General features: G+C 70.8%; 12 protein-coding genes and 1 pseudogene. 7 read left to right on the plus strand and 6 right to left on the minus strand.

Features of this window, described 5'->3' with window-relative positions:
- Positions 1 to 24: 24 nt before the first annotated feature.
- Positions 25 to 938 (minus strand): annotated as a pseudogene (locus ACFOWZ_RS21125) (aromatic amino acid lyase).
- A gap of 63 nt (positions 939 to 1,001) precedes the next feature.
- Here ACFOWZ_RS21125 and ACFOWZ_RS21130 point away from each other — a divergent pair.
- From ACFOWZ_RS21130 to ACFOWZ_RS21155, 6 genes are read left to right on the plus strand one after another with little or no spacing between them, the layout of a single operon-like run.
- Complete coding sequence (locus ACFOWZ_RS21130) at positions 1,002 to 2,546, plus strand: NAD(P)-binding domain-containing protein (RefSeq protein WP_382374957.1); 1,545 nt, start codon at positions 1,002 to 1,004, stop codon at positions 2,544 to 2,546.
- Positions 2,533 to 3,891: a class I adenylate-forming enzyme family protein gene (locus ACFOWZ_RS21135; protein ID WP_382374959.1), complete on the plus strand. Its 1,359-nt coding sequence runs from the start codon at positions 2,533 to 2,535 to the stop codon at positions 3,889 to 3,891. Before ACFOWZ_RS21130 ends, ACFOWZ_RS21135 begins: the two co-directional genes overlap by 14 nt.
- A gap of 15 nt (positions 3,892 to 3,906) precedes the next feature.
- Complete coding sequence (locus ACFOWZ_RS21140) at positions 3,907 to 5,451, plus strand: NAD(P)-binding domain-containing protein (RefSeq protein ID WP_382374961.1); 1,545 nt, start codon at positions 3,907 to 3,909, stop codon at positions 5,449 to 5,451.
- Positions 5,448 to 6,440 (plus strand): alpha-hydroxy acid oxidase, encoded by a 993-nt coding sequence (locus ACFOWZ_RS21145; protein WP_382374963.1) that lies wholly within the window; start codon positions 5,448 to 5,450, stop codon positions 6,438 to 6,440. The genes ACFOWZ_RS21140 and ACFOWZ_RS21145 overlap by 4 nt, the downstream gene beginning before the upstream one ends.
- Positions 6,434 to 7,714, plus strand: a complete 1,281-nt coding sequence (locus ACFOWZ_RS21150; protein WP_382374965.1) for a cytochrome P450 — start codon at positions 6,434 to 6,436, stop codon at positions 7,712 to 7,714. Before ACFOWZ_RS21145 ends, ACFOWZ_RS21150 begins: the two co-directional genes overlap by 7 nt.
- The gene (locus ACFOWZ_RS21155) at positions 7,711 to 8,988 is read left to right on the plus strand and encodes a cation:proton antiporter (RefSeq protein WP_382374967.1); all 1,278 of its coding nucleotides are present in this window, start codon (positions 7,711 to 7,713) and stop codon (positions 8,986 to 8,988) included. The genes ACFOWZ_RS21150 and ACFOWZ_RS21155 overlap by 4 nt, the downstream gene beginning before the upstream one ends.
- Here the strand turns inward: ACFOWZ_RS21155 and ACFOWZ_RS21160 are convergent.
- Positions 8,960 to 10,078, minus strand: coding sequence for a glycosyltransferase (locus tag ACFOWZ_RS21160; RefSeq protein WP_382374969.1), 1,119 nt, complete (start codon positions 10,076 to 10,078; stop codon positions 8,960 to 8,962). The genes ACFOWZ_RS21155 and ACFOWZ_RS21160 overlap by 29 nt on opposite strands.
- Positions 10,079 to 10,199: 121 nt before the next feature.
- Here ACFOWZ_RS21160 and ACFOWZ_RS21165 point away from each other — a divergent pair, with 121 nt between their 5' ends.
- Positions 10,200 to 11,645, plus strand: a complete 1,446-nt coding sequence (locus ACFOWZ_RS21165; protein ID WP_382374971.1) for a phenylacetate--CoA ligase family protein — start codon at positions 10,200 to 10,202, stop codon at positions 11,643 to 11,645.
- A 2-nt stretch (positions 11,646 to 11,647) separates the two neighbouring features.
- Here the strand turns inward: ACFOWZ_RS21165 and lnt are convergent, their stop codons facing one another.
- The 4 genes from lnt to ACFOWZ_RS21185 form a co-directional block, all read right to left on the minus strand.
- A complete protein-coding gene (lnt, locus tag ACFOWZ_RS21170) occupies positions 11,648 to 13,141 on the minus strand; it encodes an apolipoprotein N-acyltransferase (protein WP_382374973.1) in 1,494 nt (497 codons plus the stop codon).
- Entirely contained in the window at positions 13,128 to 14,543 is a 1,416-nt protein-coding gene (mptB, locus tag ACFOWZ_RS21175; RefSeq protein WP_382374975.1) for a polyprenol phosphomannose-dependent alpha 1,6 mannosyltransferase MptB, read from the minus strand. The genes lnt and mptB overlap by 14 nt, the downstream gene beginning before the upstream one ends.
- Positions 14,544 to 14,634: 91 nt before the next feature.
- A complete protein-coding gene (locus ACFOWZ_RS21180; RefSeq protein WP_382374977.1) occupies positions 14,635 to 16,296 on the minus strand; it encodes a sigma-70 family RNA polymerase sigma factor in 1,662 nt (553 codons plus the stop codon).
- Between the two features lie 92 nt (positions 16,297 to 16,388).
- Positions 16,389 to 17,072 (minus strand): SDR family NAD(P)-dependent oxidoreductase, encoded by a 684-nt coding sequence (locus ACFOWZ_RS21185; RefSeq protein ID WP_382374979.1) that lies wholly within the window; start codon positions 17,070 to 17,072, stop codon positions 16,389 to 16,391.
- Between the last annotated feature and the right edge of the window lie 3 nt (positions 17,073 to 17,075).

A 17,075-nucleotide genomic window follows, 5' to 3' on the forward strand; every position in this document is an offset into this window, starting at 1 on the left:
AGTTGGTGGTACTTGCAGACGCCACTACCTGCCCGTCACCACGTCCGCGGCCACCCTCACGTCCGCGTCCAGCGGCCGGTCCGGATCCACCGGCTCGATCACCTCCACCAGCGCGTCCAGCAGCACCGCACACCGCGCAGCCGTCGGCCGTCTGCCACCCACGTGCACCGCCTGTCGCAGCCCCAGCGCGAGCGACCCGCACAGCAGGCGCAACGCGGAGATCAGGCGCGCGTCCACGAACCCCGGGTCGCAGCCGAGGACGTCCACGAGCAGGCACGTGAGGTCCGTCAACGCGCGATGTGAGGCGCGCACCGACGAGAGCGCCAGCGCGGTGGCCGCAGTGGTCACCGAGGTGCCGTTGACCAACGCCAGTGCGTCGCGCCCGTCCAGCTGCAACGCCGAAAGCCCGCCGACGCCAAAGCCTCGGCAGCGGGCAGCCGGACGCCGTCGAGGTAGGCGTGGCCGCGGCCGCGCCACGCCTGGGCCGCGTACGCCAGCGGGATCAGGTCTCCGCTGGCGCCAACGGAGCCGTAGCACGGGATCGCCGGCACGAACGTGGTCGCGAGCCCTTCCACGACGTGCGCGGACACGCCCGACAAGCCCTGGGCCAGCGACCAGGTCCGCACGAGCAGCGCGGCACGGGCGATGTCCAACGGGAGGTCGGGCCCTTGGCCCGCGCCGAGGTGTGCGAGGGTGTTGTCGCACTGGTCGGCTTCCGAGGAACGGCCCGCGAAGCCCACGAGGGCGCCGAATCCGGTCTTGGCGCCGTACACCGGGCGTTCGTCGTCGGCGAGCACGGTGCGCAGGTACGCCCGGCCGCGCGCGACCCGGTCCGAGACGGCGGCGCTGACGAGCACGTCGAGTGGTGCGGCGGCGCGCAGCAGGTGTGCGGGGGTCAGCGGGGAGCCGAGGTCCACCGGGACAGCGGTCGTGGTCACTGCACGGACGGTAGGCAGCCGATCTCAGAAAGTTCTGAGATCACGTGGGTAGCTTCCCGTGCCATGGCGTACGACTACCTGATCATCGGCGCTGGACCGGCCGGTTTGCAGCTCGCCGCACTGCTCGAGCGGGACGGTCGCGACTACGCCGTCCTCGAACGCGGCAGCGGGGCCGGCACGTTCTTCACCCGCTACCCGAGGCACCGCAAGCTCATCTCCATCAACAAGGTCCACACCGGGTTCACCGACCCGGAGCAGCGGATGCGGATGGACTGGAACTCGCTGCTGACCGACGACCCGGAGCTGCTGTTCACCCGCTACAGCCCGAAGTACTTCCCTGCCGCGGACGACATCGTCCGGTACTTCCAGGACTTCGCCGCCACCCTGCACGTCCGCTACGACGTGGACGTCAGCAGGATTTCCAAGAACAGCAGCGGGTTCACGGTACAAGACCACAGTGGACAGATCTGGCGGGCGAGGAACCTCGTGATGGCCACCGGGGTCTCGCAGCTGTACGTGCCGCCGATCCCCGGCATCGAGCACGTCGAACGGTACGACACGTTCGACACCGACCCGGAGGGGTTCACCGACCAGCGGGTGCTCGTGATCGGCAAGGGCAACTCGGGCTTCGAGACCGCCGACGCGCTCGTCGAGCACGCCGCCGTCATCCACGTCGCCGGACCGCACTCGGTGAAGCTCGCCTGGCAGACCCACTACGTCGGGCACCTGCGGGCGGTGAACAACAACTTCCTCGACACCTACCAGCTCAAGTCCGAGAACGCGGTCATCGACGGCACGATCGAACGCATCGAGCCGCGGCCGGAGGGCGGGTTCCGCATCCAGTTCCGGTACGCCCGCACGGTCGAGAAGCTGCGCGAACTGGAGTACGACCGGATCATCGCGTGCACCGGGTTCCGGTTCGACGCCTCGATCTTCGACGAGACCTGCCGCCCGGCACTCGTGATCAACGACCGGTTCCCCGAGCTCACCCCTGCGTTCGAGTCGGTGAACGTCCCCGGCCTGTACTTCGCCGGCACGATCACGCAGTCGCGCGACTTCAAGAAGTCCACCAGCGGGTTCATCCACGGCTTCCGCTACGGCGCCCGCGCCCTGCACCGCGTCCTCAACGCCCGCCACCACGACACCCCGTGGCCCGCAACGGAACTGGAGCTGTCCCCCGAGGCGATCAGCGACGCGATCGTCGCCAGGGTGAACCGGTCCTCGTGCCTGTGGCAGCAGTTCGCGGTGATCGGCGACGTGGTGACGGTCGACGGAACGACCGCGCGCTACGAGGAGGAGGTGCCGGTCGCCTACGTCGCGGACGGCGGCCTGGGCCCGGCAGAGCACCGGTTCGTCGCGACGCTCGAGTACGGACCCGACCACGACACCGTGGACCCGTTCGACATCACGATCCCCCGCGTCGCCGAGAACGACGCGGCCAACGCCGCCGACGCGAGCTACCTGCACCCCGTGATCCGCCACTACCGCCAGGGCGTGCTCGCCGCGACCCACCACCTGGCCGAGAACCTGGAGAACCACTGGGACCTGCCGGAGGTGCACCAGCAGCCGCTGGTGGTGTTCGTGAAGGAATGCCTTGCCGGCGCGTGAGGCCGAGCCGTTCCCGCGCGCGGTGCTCGACGTGCTCGCCGCCGCCGCGGACCGGCCGGTGTTCGAGCACGGCACCCGCGTGGTGACCGGAGGCGACCTGCTCGACCTGATCGCGAGGATCGCGAACGGGTTTCGCCGCAAGGGACTCGGCCCCGGTGACGGCGTCGCTTTGCTGCTCGGGGTGACCGTCGAGGCGTTCGCCACGATCCTCGCGGCGCACGCGGTGGGCGCGCGGGTCGTGGGGGTGCGGCCGGGGCTCACCGACGACCAGGTCCGGCACCTGCTCGGGCTCGACATCAAGCTGGTGGTCGAAGACGCCGACCTCACCGGCCTGCGACAGAACTCCCCCGCCTCACTGCTGTGCGACGGCCGCCCCGACGACATCGCCCGTCTCATCCACACCAGCGGCAGCACGTCCGCCCCCAAGGCGTGCGCCCAGACCTACACCTCGATGACCAACGCCTGGGCGGCCCGCCCGGAAGCCTGGCCACCCGCGATCCGCGAGCTGGCCCGGCGCCTCGACCGCTACCTCGTGTTCGGGTCCCTGTCGAGCCAGGTCATGTTCGAGTACGCCGTCATCACCCTCACCGCGGGCGGAGTGGTCGTTGTCGCCGACGACCCCGCGGACGCGATCACCCGCCACGAGGCCACCGCGCGCGTGATCACCGTGCCCGCGCTGGCGAAACTCGTGGCCCGCTCCCCCGACCTGCCGACGTTGCGCGCGTTGCTCGTCTCGGGCTCGCCGCTGACCGTCGAACGCCACCGCGAGGCCCTGGAAGTGCTCGGCCCTGTCGTGTTCCACGGCTACGGCCAGACCGAGACCGGCATGATCTCGATGGCCACGCCGTCCGACCCGCCCGGCACCGTCGGGACGCCGCCGGTGGACGTGGAGATCCGCGACGGCGAGATCTACGTCCGCACACCCGCACAAGCCTGCTGCTACTGGGGAAATCCCGAGGAGTCGGCCGAGGTGTTCGTCGACGGCTGGGTCCGCACCCGCGACCTCGGGCACCTCGACGCCGGCGGACACCTGCACCTGACCGGCCGCGCCAGGGACGTCGTGATCGTCAACGCGAACCTCCACCACGCCGGGCCGATCGAACAGGTCCTCGCCGAGCACCCGGACGTCGCCGAGGCCTACGTGGTCGCGGTGCCGGACGACGACACCGGCGAGGCGGTGCACGCGTTCGTCGTGCCGCGACGGGACCGCGAGCCCGCGCTGACAGAGCTGCGGGTCCTCGTCACCGCACGGCTGGGCGCGGCCTGCGCACCCGTCCGCGTCACCGCCATCGCCGAACCGCCCCTCGCTCCGAGCGGCAAACCCGACAAGCGCAAGTTGAGCTGAGTGAGGAGAGAAGCCGTGTCCAGCCAGGTATCGACCGAGTGTCTCGTGATCGGCGCCGGTCCGGCGGGGTTGCAGGCGTCCTACCTGCTCCAGCGAGCCGGCCGCGACCACCTGGTGCTGGAGGCGGGGTCGACGGCGGGGACGTTCTTCACCCGCTTCCCCCGCCACCGGCAGCTGATCTCCATCAACAAGGTCCACACGGGCTGGGACGATCCGGAGCTGAACCTGCGCGTCGACTGGAACTCGTTGCTCAGCGACGATCCCGAGCTGCTGTTCACCGGTTACACCCCGCGCTACTTCCCGCACGCCGACGACATGGTCCGCTACCTCGGCGACTTCGCCGTCAAGAACGACCTGCCGGTCCGCTACGACACCAAGGTCGTCTCGGTGACGCGGCCGGACGACTTCGTGGTGCGCGACCAGCACGGCGCGACCTACCGGGCGAAGCGGATCATCGTCGCGACCGGCGTCTCGAAGCAGCACGTGCCGGACATCGACGGTGTCGAGCACGCCGAGCCGTACTCCGACGTCTCCGTCTCCCCACAGGACTTCACCGGCCAGAAGGTGCTGATCATCGGCCGCGGCAACTCGGCGTTCGAGACCGCGGACAACCTCGTCGAGACCGCGTCGGTCATCCACGTCGCCGGACCGGGCTCGCTCAAGCTCGCGTGGCAGACGCACTTCGTCGGCCACCTGCGGGCGGTGAACAACAACTTCCTCGACACCTACCAGCTCAAGTCGCAGAACGCCGTGCTGGACGGGCACATCGCGGGCATCCGCCGCGACGGCGACGGCTACCTGGTGGAGGTCAGCTTCCAGCGGGTCAACGAGGTGATCAAGGAGATCCGCTACGACCGGGTGATCCTCGCGACCGGGTTCCGGTTCGACGCCTCGATCTTCGCCGCGGAGTGCCGGCCGGAGCTCACGATCAACTCGCGCTTCCCGCACCTGACCCCGGCCTGGGAGTCGGTGAACGTGCCGGATCTCTACTTCGCGGGCACGATCACGCAGTCGCGTGACTTCAAGAAGTCCACCAGCGGGTTCATCCACGGCTTCCGCTACGGCGTCCGCGCCCTGCACCGGATCCTCGAACAGCGCTGCCACGGCGTGGACTGGCCCAGTCGCGACATCGCACCCGAGGCCGTCGCCGACGCGATCATCGAACGGGTCAACCGGACCTCCGCGCTGTGGCAGCTGTTCGCGTTCATGGCGGACGCGGTCCTGATCGCCCACGACGGCACGGCGAGGTACGTCGAGGAGGTGCCGGTCGCGCACCTGCACGAAGCCGTGGCGCGCGGCGAGTTCGGCGACGTCGAGTCCTACCTGACCGTCACGCTCGAGTACGGCGCGGACCACGACAAGGTCAACCCGTTCGACATCACCGCCGGCCGCACGTCGCAGCAGGACACCAGCGGGCTCGACGGCCGCTACCTGCACCCGGTGGTCCGCCGGTTCCGCGCCGGTGAGCTGGTCGACGAGCACCACCTGACCGAGAACCTCGAGAACGAGTGGGACAGCGAACAGGTCCACAAGGCGCCGCTGCGGACGTTCCTCAGGTGAACCCCGTGCTCGCCGAACTGCACGAGAAGGCACGCGCGGTGCTCGACCCCGTCCACTACGACTTCTTCGCGGGCGGGGCAGGTGACGAGGTCGTGCTCGCGGAGAACGAGGCCGCGTTCCGGCGCCTGGCGTTGCTGCCGAGAGTGCTGCGGGGCGAGGAGAACGGTCCCGAGTTCCCGGTGCTGATCTCACCGACCGCGTTCCACAAGCTCGCTCACCCCGACGGCGAACTCGCGACCGCACGAGCAGCGGGCACGGTCCTCGTCTCCAGCATGGCCTCGACCGTGCCGATCGCCGACGTCGTGGCCGCCGCGACCGGGCCCGTGTGGTTCCAGCTGTACCTCCAGCCGGATCCCGAGGTCACTGAGGAGCTGATACGCCGGGCGGAACGGGCGGGGTGCGCCGCGCTGGTCGTGACGGTCGACTCCCCCGTGTTCGGCCGGCACCGCAGGGACCTCGCGCACGGCTTCCACGACCTGCCCGCGGGACTCGCGGCGGAGAACATGCGGGACCTGCCCGGCACCCCCGGTCTGCGCAGGATCGAGATGGCGCCGTTCACCTGGGCCGACATCGATAGGGTGCGGGATCTCACCTCGCTTCCGGTGTGGCTCAAGGGAGTTCTGCACCCTGACGACGCGGTGCTGGCCGTCGAGCACGGCGTGGCGGGGATCTTCGTGTCCAACCACGGCGGCCGTCAGCTCGACGTCGTCCCGGCGGCTCTGGACGCGTTGCCCGCGGTGGTGGACGCCGTGGGCGGCCGGATACCGGTCGTGCTCGACGGCGGTGTCCGAAGTGGAGCCGACATCGCGCTGGCGCTGGCGCTGGGAGCTTCCGCCGCGGGCATCGGCAGGCCGGTGCTGTGGGGGCTCGCGGCGGACGGCGAGGCAGGGGTCCGCAAGGTCCTCGACGCCCTGCGGGACGAGTTCGAGCACGTCCTCGCCCTGTGCGGCGGACAGCTCAGCCGCGACATGGTCGTGGTCCGGTGCTGAGCCGGCTGCCCGCGCGGGTCGTCGCGTTGCGCGCCAAGGTGTTCGAGAAGGTCAACGGCGACAACGCGATCACCTTCCCGAACGCCCAGGTCGGACCGGAACGCTTCGAGGAGCTCTACGGCCACCCCGCCGCCAACGGCCGCAGCCGTGGCGCGGGGCTGTCGGACCTGTTCTGGTACTGGCTCTCCCCCGGCCCCGAAGTGCACCAGGAACACCTCGAAGCCGGGCCGCGCTACGACGACGTCGCGCGCACGACACGCACGTTCCTCGCAGGGTCGAGCGAAGCACTCGCGGCCTTGGCAGCACGGTGCACCGCCCACGTGCTCGACGAGGTGATCACCGAACGGGTCACCCGCGTCCGGTTGCGCGACCTGATGATGCCGGTGTGGGCCGAGTACTTCTACGAGCTGGTGTTCGGCGAACCGTGTCCACGCGAAGCCCGTGACCTGATCGTCGGGCACGCCGACGACGTCGTCACGTCGCTGAAGTGCACCGGCCTGCGACACCCCGCCCGGCGGGCGAAGCTCACCCGCTACCTGCGAGAACGGCTTCCGGACGTCCGGCACCCCCTGCCCCGGACGTTGTCGGAGACCGAGCAGGTGCACTACCTGCAGGGCACGTACTTCAACACCGCCGTCGTGCAGATGTCCGAGGCGATGGCGCACCTGCTGCTCGCCCTGGCCCAGCACCCCGAAGTGGCGGAACGCATCGACGACGACCGGTACTTCGCCCACGTCCTCGACGAGACCTTCCGCCTCTACCCGCTGTTCGGCATCGCCCACCGCATCACCACCGCCGACATCTCGCTCGACGAGCAGACGACGTTCCCGGCGGGTTCGGTGCTGTGCTTCAACTATCCCGCCTACCACGCCACCGGCTACGCGGATCCGCAGCGGTTCGACCCCGACCGTTGGCAGAGCACAGCGGCCCGCACCGCGCACCACATCCCGTTCGGCATCGCCGCGAACCGGCCGTGCCCGGCGTGGCGGCTGTCCCCGCTCGCAATGCGCGCGGCCACGAGGGAAGTGCTGCGCCGCGTCACGCTGCACTCCCCCGTCACCCACACCCGGTCGTTGCCGAGCCGCGGCCCGTGCCTGCTCGTGCGCGACGGCCGCGTCCCGTCCTGGCGCCTGACCCTCATGCGGGTGCGCGACCGCTGCGAGGACGTCTGGCTCAGCGTCGTCCAGCTCGTGCTCGGCACCGCGATGGTGCTGCACGCCCACCGGCTGCGGCTCGCCGGCCGCTACTTCGACACCGACCGGGAGATCTCGTGAACCAGATCCACTTCGCGTTGCAGGTCTTCGCCGCACTGGCCGTCGTGCTCGTCGCCACCACCGTGTGCGGGCGGCTCGCCATGCTGGTCAGGCAGCCCAGAGTGGTCGGCGAGATGGTCGCCGGCGTGCTGCTCGGACCGGCGCTGCTCGGTGCCGTGGCGCCGGGTGTGCAGGCCCAGCTCTTCCCCGCCGACGTCAAGAGCACCCTGTACGTGCTGAGCACGATCGGGCTGACGTTCTACATGTTCCTCGTCGGGTCCTCTTTGGACCACGGCCTGACCACAGGTGCGAACGCGCGCAAGGCGTCCGTGCTCGCCGTCTCCGGGATCGTGCCGACGTTCCTGCTCGGCGCGGGCACGGCGGTGATCTTCTTCGACTCGCTGAGCCCGCAGGGATCGCGACTGTGGGTGTTCATGCTGTTCGTCGGTGGCGCCCTGTCGATCACGGCTTTTCCCATGCTGGCGCGGATCCTCCAGGAACGCGGCATCGCCAACACCCCGATCGGCGGTCTCACCCTGGTCGCGGCGGCGATCGACGACGCCGTGGCGTGGGCGTTCCTCGCACTGATCATCGCGGTCGGCGCGTCCGGCAGCCCCGGCGGTGCGGTGCGCACGATCGTCGGTGCCGCGATCTTCGCCGTGCTGATGCTGACGCTCGGCCGCAAGTGGCTCGCCAAGCTCGGTGAACGCGCCGAACGCGACGGCAAGCTCAGCCGGGACATGATGGCGATCATCCTGCTGGTGGTGCTCGTCGCGGGCTGGTTCACCGACTACATCGGCGTGTTCTCGGTGTTCGGCGGGTTCATCACCGGCCTCGCGATGCCGAAGAACTCGGTCGTGCGCCACGAGCTCGAAACCAAGCTCACCGACCTGAACTCGATCCTGCTGCTGCCGGTGTTCTTCGCGTTCAGCGGCCTCAACACCCAGGTCTCCGGGTTCGGGGCGGGCGGCGAGCTGTGGTTCCCGCTCGCGGTGATCATGCTGGCCGCGTTCGCCGGCAAGTACCTCGGCTGTGGGCTGGTCGTGCGCGCCCAGGGCTACTCGTGGCGCTACGCGTCCGCGGTCGGCGGCCTGATGAACGCCCGCGGCCTGATGATCCTGATCTTCATCAACATCGGTCTCGCCTACGACCTCGTGACACCCGAGATGTTCGCGATCCTCGTCGCCGTAGCGATCGTCACCACCGCCGCGGCCATGCCGATCTACCGCGCTTCGCTGCCCGACCACCTGGAGGCACAGGCGGACGTCAAACGCTCCCCCGCACCAGTTCGGTGAGCCGCGCGACGACCGCGGCGGGCTCCGGCATCACGGCGATCTCCCGCGCTGCCTTCGCGGCGACCTCTCGCGCGGCCGGGTCGTCGAGCAGGTGAGCCGCCGCGCCGGCGACCGCGTCCGCCGTGATCTCCGGCCCGACGAGCTTCGCTGCGGCACCGGCTTCGGTGAGCACGTCGGCGTTGACGAACTGGTCGGCGCCCTGCGGCAGCACCAGCTGCGGCAGGGCGGCCGCCAGCGTCCCGAGCACGGTGCCGGTGCCGCTGTGGTGCACGACGAGGTCCGCGCGTCGCAGCACCTTCGCCTGCGGCACGAACCTCGCGACGCGCACGTTCGCGGGCACCTCTCCCAGCGCGGCGGGGTCGCCGGGGCCGAGCGCGACCAGGACCTCGACGGGCAGGCGGGCGAGTCCGTCGATGGCCGCCCGGAGGACGTCCGCGGCGCCGAAGGCCACCGTGCCCAGCGTCAGGTAGACCAACGGCTTCTTCGAGTCCAGCTCCGGCATCGGCACGTCCAGGTCGAACGCCGCCGGGCGCTCACGCAGCACCGTGGGCACCTTGGTCACCTCGGGATCGCGCACGGTGTCCGGCCAGATGTCGATCACGGTGTCGCCCAGCATCAGGTCGGCGGGCACCTCGCCGTCCCACATCCACGCCATCTCCCCGGCGGCGATCTCGAGGATCGCGGACGGCATCGACCGTCCGATCACGTGCGACACGAACGGGATCCCGGCGTCCCGCGCTGCCTTCGCGGCCCCGACGTCGCTCTGCTCGTAGACGACCAGGTCCGGCCGCACCTGCGGCAGGAGCGTCGTCAGGTCCGCGACCGTCGCACGCGGCAGCACGTCGCCGAACATCGTGATCATGAGTTTGACGACGTCCGCGTCACCGTGGCGCCGCCGTGCCTCGGTTTCGGCCTCTCCGATCGAGATGCCGGCCGGGTGCGCTTCGAAGCCGAGCTCGCGCACCGTGCCGAGAAAACCTGGGCCGGTCGCGAAGACGACGTCGTGGCCTGCCCCGCGCGCCGCGCGGGCGAGGGGCACCAGCGGGAAGAGGTGGCCGTAGGCGGGGCGGCACGAGAAGAGGATGCGCACGTCCTTGACGGTAGTGATCGTTCGCTGAGGGTGTGGGCAGATGCGATGAGATGGTTTATTTTGGTTAACACTGAAGCTATCGAGCTGACGAAGTGAGCAAGTTGATCGATAGGCTCAGGCGATGGACAGCAGTCGGCAGACCCGTGTGCGCCAGGCGTTCGACGACTTCTTCGCACCGACCGAACCGAGGTCCGGCAGCTGGGTGCTCGACCTGTTCCAGCACACCGCCCAGACCGTGCCCGCCTACGGGAAGCTGTTGCAGGAGAACGGCATCGACCCCGCGACGATCACGACGTTCGAGGACTTCCAGCGGCTGCCACTGCTCGACAAGGCGAACTACCACGAGCGCCATCCGTTGCCGGAGCTCTGCCGCGACGGGGCTTTGAGCGGCTGCGACATGATCGCCGTGTCGTCCGGTTCGAGCGGACGGCCGACGATCTGGCCGCGGTCGTTGGAGGACGAGCTGCACGTGGCGCGGCGGTTCGAACAGGTGCTGGTGGACGGGTTCGGCGCCGACCGGCGCAGCTCGCTCGCCGTGGTGTGCTTCCCTCTTGGCACGTGGGTCGGCGGGCTGTTCACGCAGGCGTGCGTGCGGCACCTCGCGGCCAAGGGCTGCCCGATCACCGTGGTCGCGCCGGGCAACAACAAGGCGGAGATCCTGCGGGTCCTCCCCGAGCTCGCGCCGCACTTCGAGCAGGTCGTGCTGCTCGGCTATCCGCCGTTCGTCAAGGACGTCGTCGACACGGGACTGGCCGAGGGCGTGGACTGGCCGTCGTTCGTGATCAAGCTGGTGCTGGCCGGCGAGGTGTTCAGCGAGCAGTGGCGCGACCTGGTCGCGCAGCGGGCGGGCATCGCCGACCCCGTCCGCGACATCGCGTCCCTCTACGGCACAGCGGATTCCGGCGTGCTGGGCAACGAGACCGCGGTCTCGACCGGCATCCGGCGGTTCTTCGCGATCCGCCCGGACCTGGCGCGGGAGGTCTTCGGCGACGCGCGGCTGCCGACGCTCGTGCAGTACGACCCGGCGAGCCGGTTCTTCGAGGTGCACGACGGCACGCTGGTGTTCACCGCGGACGGCGGGATTCCGCTGATCCGCTACCGGATCGCCGACGAGGGCGGCATCTTCGGGCACGCCGAGCTGCTGGAGTTCTGCGCGGGCCACGGCTTCACTCCCCCGCCCGGCCCCGAGCTCCCGTTCGTCTACCTCTTCGGGAGGTCGCTGTTCACCGTGTCGTTCTTCGGGGCCAACGTCTATCCGGAGAACGTGACGGTCGGGCTGGAGCAGCCGGGGATCAGCGACACCGTGACGGGCAAGTTCGTGATCGAGTCCGTCGAGGACGCCGACCGCGACCGGCTGCTGCGGATCACCGTCGAGACCGCGCCCGGCAGGACCGCCGACGCCACCGCGATCGCCGAGTCGGTGCGGGACCAGTTGCTGCGGCTCAACAGCGAGTTCGCGCACTACGTCCCTGCCGGGCGCCAACTGCCCGAAGTCGTGCTGCGACCGTCCGGCGACCCGGAGTACTTCCCGGTCGGGGTGAAGCACAGGTACACCCGGCGGTCGTGAGATCAGCCCTGCTCGGCACCGACTGAGGCACGGCGGCGCGTCCACAACCCGATCAGGCACGCGGCGAACGCGGCCCCGGTGAGAAGGACGTGGATCGCGCCGCCGAACTTCGTCGCGAACGTGATGTCCGACCGCAACGGCACGGTGTCCACGATCAGGTCGTCGGTGAACATCCCGGTCTGCACGACGCTGCCGTCCGGGCGCACCACCGCGCTGACGCCGCTGATCGCCGCGACCACGACCGCCCGGCCGTGTTCGATCGCGCGCAGGCGGGCCATCCCGAGCTGCTGGTAGGTCATCTCGCCGCGGCCGTACCAGGCGTTGTTGGTCGGCACCACGAGCAGTTGCGCGCCCTCGGCCGCGCTCTCCCGCAGGACGTAGTCGTAGGCGACCTCGTAGCAGATGCCGAGGCCCACCTTCGTGTCCGCGATGGTCAGCAGCCCCGGTTTCGTGCCCGCTTCGAGGTCCGGCTGGTCCGCGAACGGCGTGACGAGCCGGGCGAGCGGGCGCAGCGGGATGTGCTCGGCGAACGGGACGAGCTCCTGCTTCGCGTACGACTCCCCCGCGCCGGTGCCCGGCTGCCAGGCGATGACGGAGTTCTGCCCGTCGCGCAACGCGCTCACCAGCGTCGGCACGCCGAGGTCGGTGATCGCCCGGTCGAGCACCGGGTCGCGGTCACGGGTCCTGGTCGCGCTTTCGGGCCACACCACGAGATCAGGCTTCGGCACCGCGCCGCCGCGGATCAGCGCCGCCAGTTCCGCGGTCTTGCGCAGGTGGTTCGCCCGCAGCGTGGCGCTCTCCTCCAACAGGCCGAGGCCGACGTCGGGCGCGTTGCCCTGGACGACTGCGACGGTGCGTTGCCCGTTCTGCGCGTCGACCGCGACCAGCGGACCGAGCGCGAGAGCCGCGGCGAACGGCAGAAGAGCCCAGCCGCGACGCCACTCCCGCAGCTTCGGCAGCCAGGCCGCCAGCCCGAACCCGGTCAAGACGACCGCGAACGTGACCAGCGGCGCGCCGCCGACCATCGCCAGCCGCGCGAACGGGCCGTCGACCTGGCCGAACGCCACGCGGCCCCACGGGAAGCCGTTGAACGGGACGAGGCCGCGCGCGGTCTCCTGGAGCACGAACAGCAGCGCCGCCCACACCGGTGCGGCGGGCAGCTTGGACACGAGCGGCACCAGCGCCAGCACGGCGCAGATGAAAAGCGCCATCAACGCCGAGAGCACCAGCCACGGCCACGGGCCGAACTCGCGGCCCAGGAAGTGCTGGATCCACCACAGGTGCGGCAGGAAGAACGCCAGGCCGAACACGAACCCGAGGCCGGCGGCGCGGCGGCCGGTCACGTCCCGCAACGTCAGCCAGAGCACGGCGAACGCGGGGACGGCGAGCCACCAGATGGTGCGGGGCGGGAAGCTCAGCGCGAGGGCGCCACCGGCGAGTGCGGCTGCGCCGTAGCGAACGAGCGTGGTGGCCGGCACCCGGTCATGCCTGCGCAACGGACACCCTCGCCCGGCGCAGGACGAGGTGCGCGCCACCCACCAGGGCGATCCCCAGCGCGTAGGCGAGCACCAGCTCCGGGACGCGGCCCGCGAAGTTGCCCGCGAGCGGCGGCACCAGCAGCGCGAACACCCCGGCGAGCACGGCGGCCCTCGTCCGCCACTTCCCCTCCGGCAGGCACACGGCCAGCGGCAGCACCGCCCACAGCAGGTACCACGGCTGGATCACCGGCCCCAGCACCACGATCAGGCTCATCATCATCCCCAGCGCCGTCACCTGAGAGATCCCGCCGCGCAGCTGGTGGCTCAGCACCACCACGATCCCGCACAGGATCAGCACGAGCCCCGCGATCCGTGCCGAGGAGATCATCGCCTGACCGGTTTCCGGCCCGAACACCGCACCCGCCAGGAAGCCGGGCCAGTTCGTCGGCGCCATCCAGCTGTTGACCTTCGACGGCGTGCCGAGCGCCTGCACCCAGCCGAATCCCGCACCGCCGGCCAGTGACGTCATGACCGACACCGCCACGGCGGCCGCGACCATGCTCGCGCCCGCCATCACGAACCGGACCACGCCTCCGCCCAGCCGGCGGGCCAGCGCCGTGCCCACGACCGCGAGCGCGACCAGCGCGGGCAGCTTCACCTGCGCTCCGAGCCCGATGAGGGTGACACCAGCCGTGAGCGACCACCACCTGAGCTCGGGCAAAGCGTCCAACGCGATGACAGTGCCGCACAGCATGAGACCGAGCATCAACGCGTCGTTGTGCATCCCGCCGATGAGATGCCACAACACCAACGGGTTCAGCACGCCGAGCCACAAGGCCGCCCGCTCGGACGTCCCCGCGATCGCCGCGAGCCTCGGCACCGCCCACACGATCAGCAGCAGTCCCGCCACCGCGACCACGCGGTGCAGCACGATCCCGAGCACCGGATCCCCGCCCGTGAGCTGGGTGATCAGCCGTTCGATCGTGGTGAACAGCGGCCCGTACGGCGACGGCGTCTCACGCCAGTAGACCCCGACCCGCGCCACGGCCTCCGCGCTCGCCCCGGCCGCCGGGCTCACGACGTTCGGGTCGAACCCCCGCGCCGCCACCTCCCCCTGGGCGAGGTAGCTGAACACGTCCGCGCTGAACAACGGCGGCGCCACCAGCAGCGGACCGCACCACCAGGCCAGCGTGCGACGCAGCCACGAGGAGTCCGGCCGGGTGCGGCCGAGCAGCGCCCACGCCAGCACGACCAGCCCGGCGCCCCCGACCGCGGCACCCAGTGCGGTCGTCCCTGCCCCCGCGCTCACGGCCCACGCCCCGCCGGTGAGCAGCGCCGCACCGGCGAAACCCGTCCAGCGCAGCAGATCCGGGGTGTCGGCGGTGACGCGCGTGGGCCAGCGGTAGGTGACGGTCTGCACGGATGAGACAGTGCTGTTGGGACGGATCGTCACGCGTCCGACTGAGGTCGCGTTCCCGCGTACGACTTCAGGATGATCTTTTCCGGCGCGCTCAACTTCCGGCGAAGTCGTGCGTCATCCACACGGTCCCCTTGGCGTCGCGGATCACGGAGATGCCGATCCGGGTGGACGACCTGCTGAGGATGTTCTTGCGGTGACCGTCGTTCGGCGGCTTCTCGTCGATCATGCCCTGGGTCAGGTTCAGCGCCATCTTCGAGATCGACTCGACCGTGTCCTTCACCGGACCGCCCATGCCGACGTTCTCGGCCACCGAACTCCACTTCACGCCCGCCGCGGTGCTCCGCTCGCCGAGCCCGCTCTCGCCGGGGCACTGGTGGGAGAGGCCGCACCCGTTGCCCATCATCGCCCGCGTGTGCCGGTCGGCGGCGGTGACCAGGGCCGGGTCGACGGTCAACGGCGGCAGGCCCTGCTTCGCCCTGGTCTCGTTGATCAGCGCCAGGACGCGTTCTTCGGGGGTGGCGACGCGGACCGGTTCCGGGGTCTGGGTGGTCGTGGTCGTTGTAGTGGTGGTGCTCGTGGTCGTCGCGGACGTGGTCTCCGCCGCGGCCGACGATGTGGTCAGGGCCGTTGGAGGTGGGGTGTTCGGGATCGCCACGGCGGCCGGTGGGTCGGACGGGAACAGCACGATGGTCGCGGTGACGCCTGCCAACGCGCAGATGGCGGCGGCGCCCGCGACGGCGAGGACGGGTTTGCCGCCGGCCAAACCGGCGAGTCGGGAGAAGGGGCCGGAGGCTTCCGCGAGATGGGCGGCGCGGTGGTCGAGGCTGGAGGCGAGTGCCGTTGCGACGTCAGGATCGGCAGCGTGCGCACCGGCATCGGCGACGTGGGCACCAGGGTCGGCGGCATGCGCGCCCTGTGCACCCGAGTCCGCCGCGTGCGCCACCGGCCACACCTCCCCCAGGCTCTCCAGCAGCCGCGGCAGGTACGCCGCCGGCACCGTGAGCAGCGCCGCGCCCGTCAGGATGCGCTCCACCGGCATCGCGTCGGCGACCCCGCGACGGCACCGGCCGCACTCGTCGACGTGCCGCAGGAGCCGCTTGCGCCACAACGGGTTCGGCTCGCCGTTCCAGCCCTGTGCCGCCCGGTCCAGGCCCGCGCACCTCGGTTCCGCCGACAAGGCGCGGACCAGGTGGCGGATGGTCTCCAACCGGCCCTTCAGCCTGCTGACCCGGACGGTCACCGCGTGGGCGCCGAGGTCCAGAGCGTCGGTGACCTCCGCGCGGGTCAGCTGCCCCACGCGTTCCAGCGTCCAGAGCGCCAGCAGCTCGCGGTCGGCCGGGTCGAGCCAGCGGGCCGCCTCGTCGACCTCGCGGCGTTGCTGGGCGAAGTGCAGGCGCGACAGGGCCGCCTCGACGAACTCGGCACCCGGATCGGCCCTGTCGTACTCCTCCAGCGGGGCCGGTGCGAGGTCGCGGCGCCGGTAGTGCTCGCGGACCTGGTTGATCGTGACGGCGACGAGCCACGAGCGGAAGCGGTCGGGCTCCCGCAGCGCGTCGATGCCGCGGATCACGCGGACCATCGTCTCCTGCACCACGTCGTCGACCTCGGCGTCGGCGTTCAGCGCCCGGCCGGCGACGTTGTAGACCAGCGGCAGGCAGGCCGCGACGACCGTGTCGAGCGCCGCCCGATCACCGGCCCGCGCGGCTTCCACCTGCTCCGCGTCCACCTGCCCCAGCCACTCCCGACCCGTCACTGCCACACCTTTCGCCGACGACTTCCGCACGTCATGGGAGACCGGCGAGTCTCACCTCAGGTCACAGAAACCGGGCCGACAGGTGATCCAGATCACACGGCGACGACCGCCACTCCGGTCCGGCCGCCGTCGACGTCGAGGACCGTGCCGTGCACGAACGCGGCGTCGTCGGACGCGAGGTAGACGGCCGCGGCCGCGATCGCGTCGGGATGCCCGGAACGCCCGGCCGGCGTGCCGTTCATCATCACCTCGCCGGGGTGGTCGGTGGCGGTGGCCCAGTCCGGCGAGACGATGACGCCGGGCGAGATCGCGTTCACCCGCACGCCGAGCCGCGCGATCCACGAGCCCAGGTTGATCACCACGCCGCCGCCGGAGTCGATCATCGACGGGACGAGGGCCTGCACGAGGAAGAACGGTGCCTTCACGTTGACCCCGTAGACGCGGTCGAACGTCTCCTCGTCGGTCGTCGGAATGATCGACGGCGGGTAGATGCCTGCATTGTTCACGAGGACGTCGACGCGGCCGCCGAGCAGTTCGGCGGCCTTGGAGGCGAGCGCACGGCTGGCCGCGGCGCTGCCGTCGAGGTCGGCGCGGGCGAAGTCGGCCCGTCCACCGGCCCGGCGGATCTGGTCGACGACGGCCGCACCCCTCACGTCGTCCCGCCCGGAGACGACGACGTGCGCGCCCTCCCCCGCGAGGGCGACCGCGATCGCGCGGCCGATGTTGCTGGTGGAACCGGTGACGAGGGCGGTCCTGCCCTGCAGACGTTGTGCCACGTC

It is taken from the genome of Lentzea rhizosphaerae (genome assembly GCF_042649515.1).
Taxonomy (GTDB): Bacteria; Actinomycetota; Actinomycetes; order Mycobacteriales; family Pseudonocardiaceae; genus Lentzea; species Lentzea aerocolonigenes.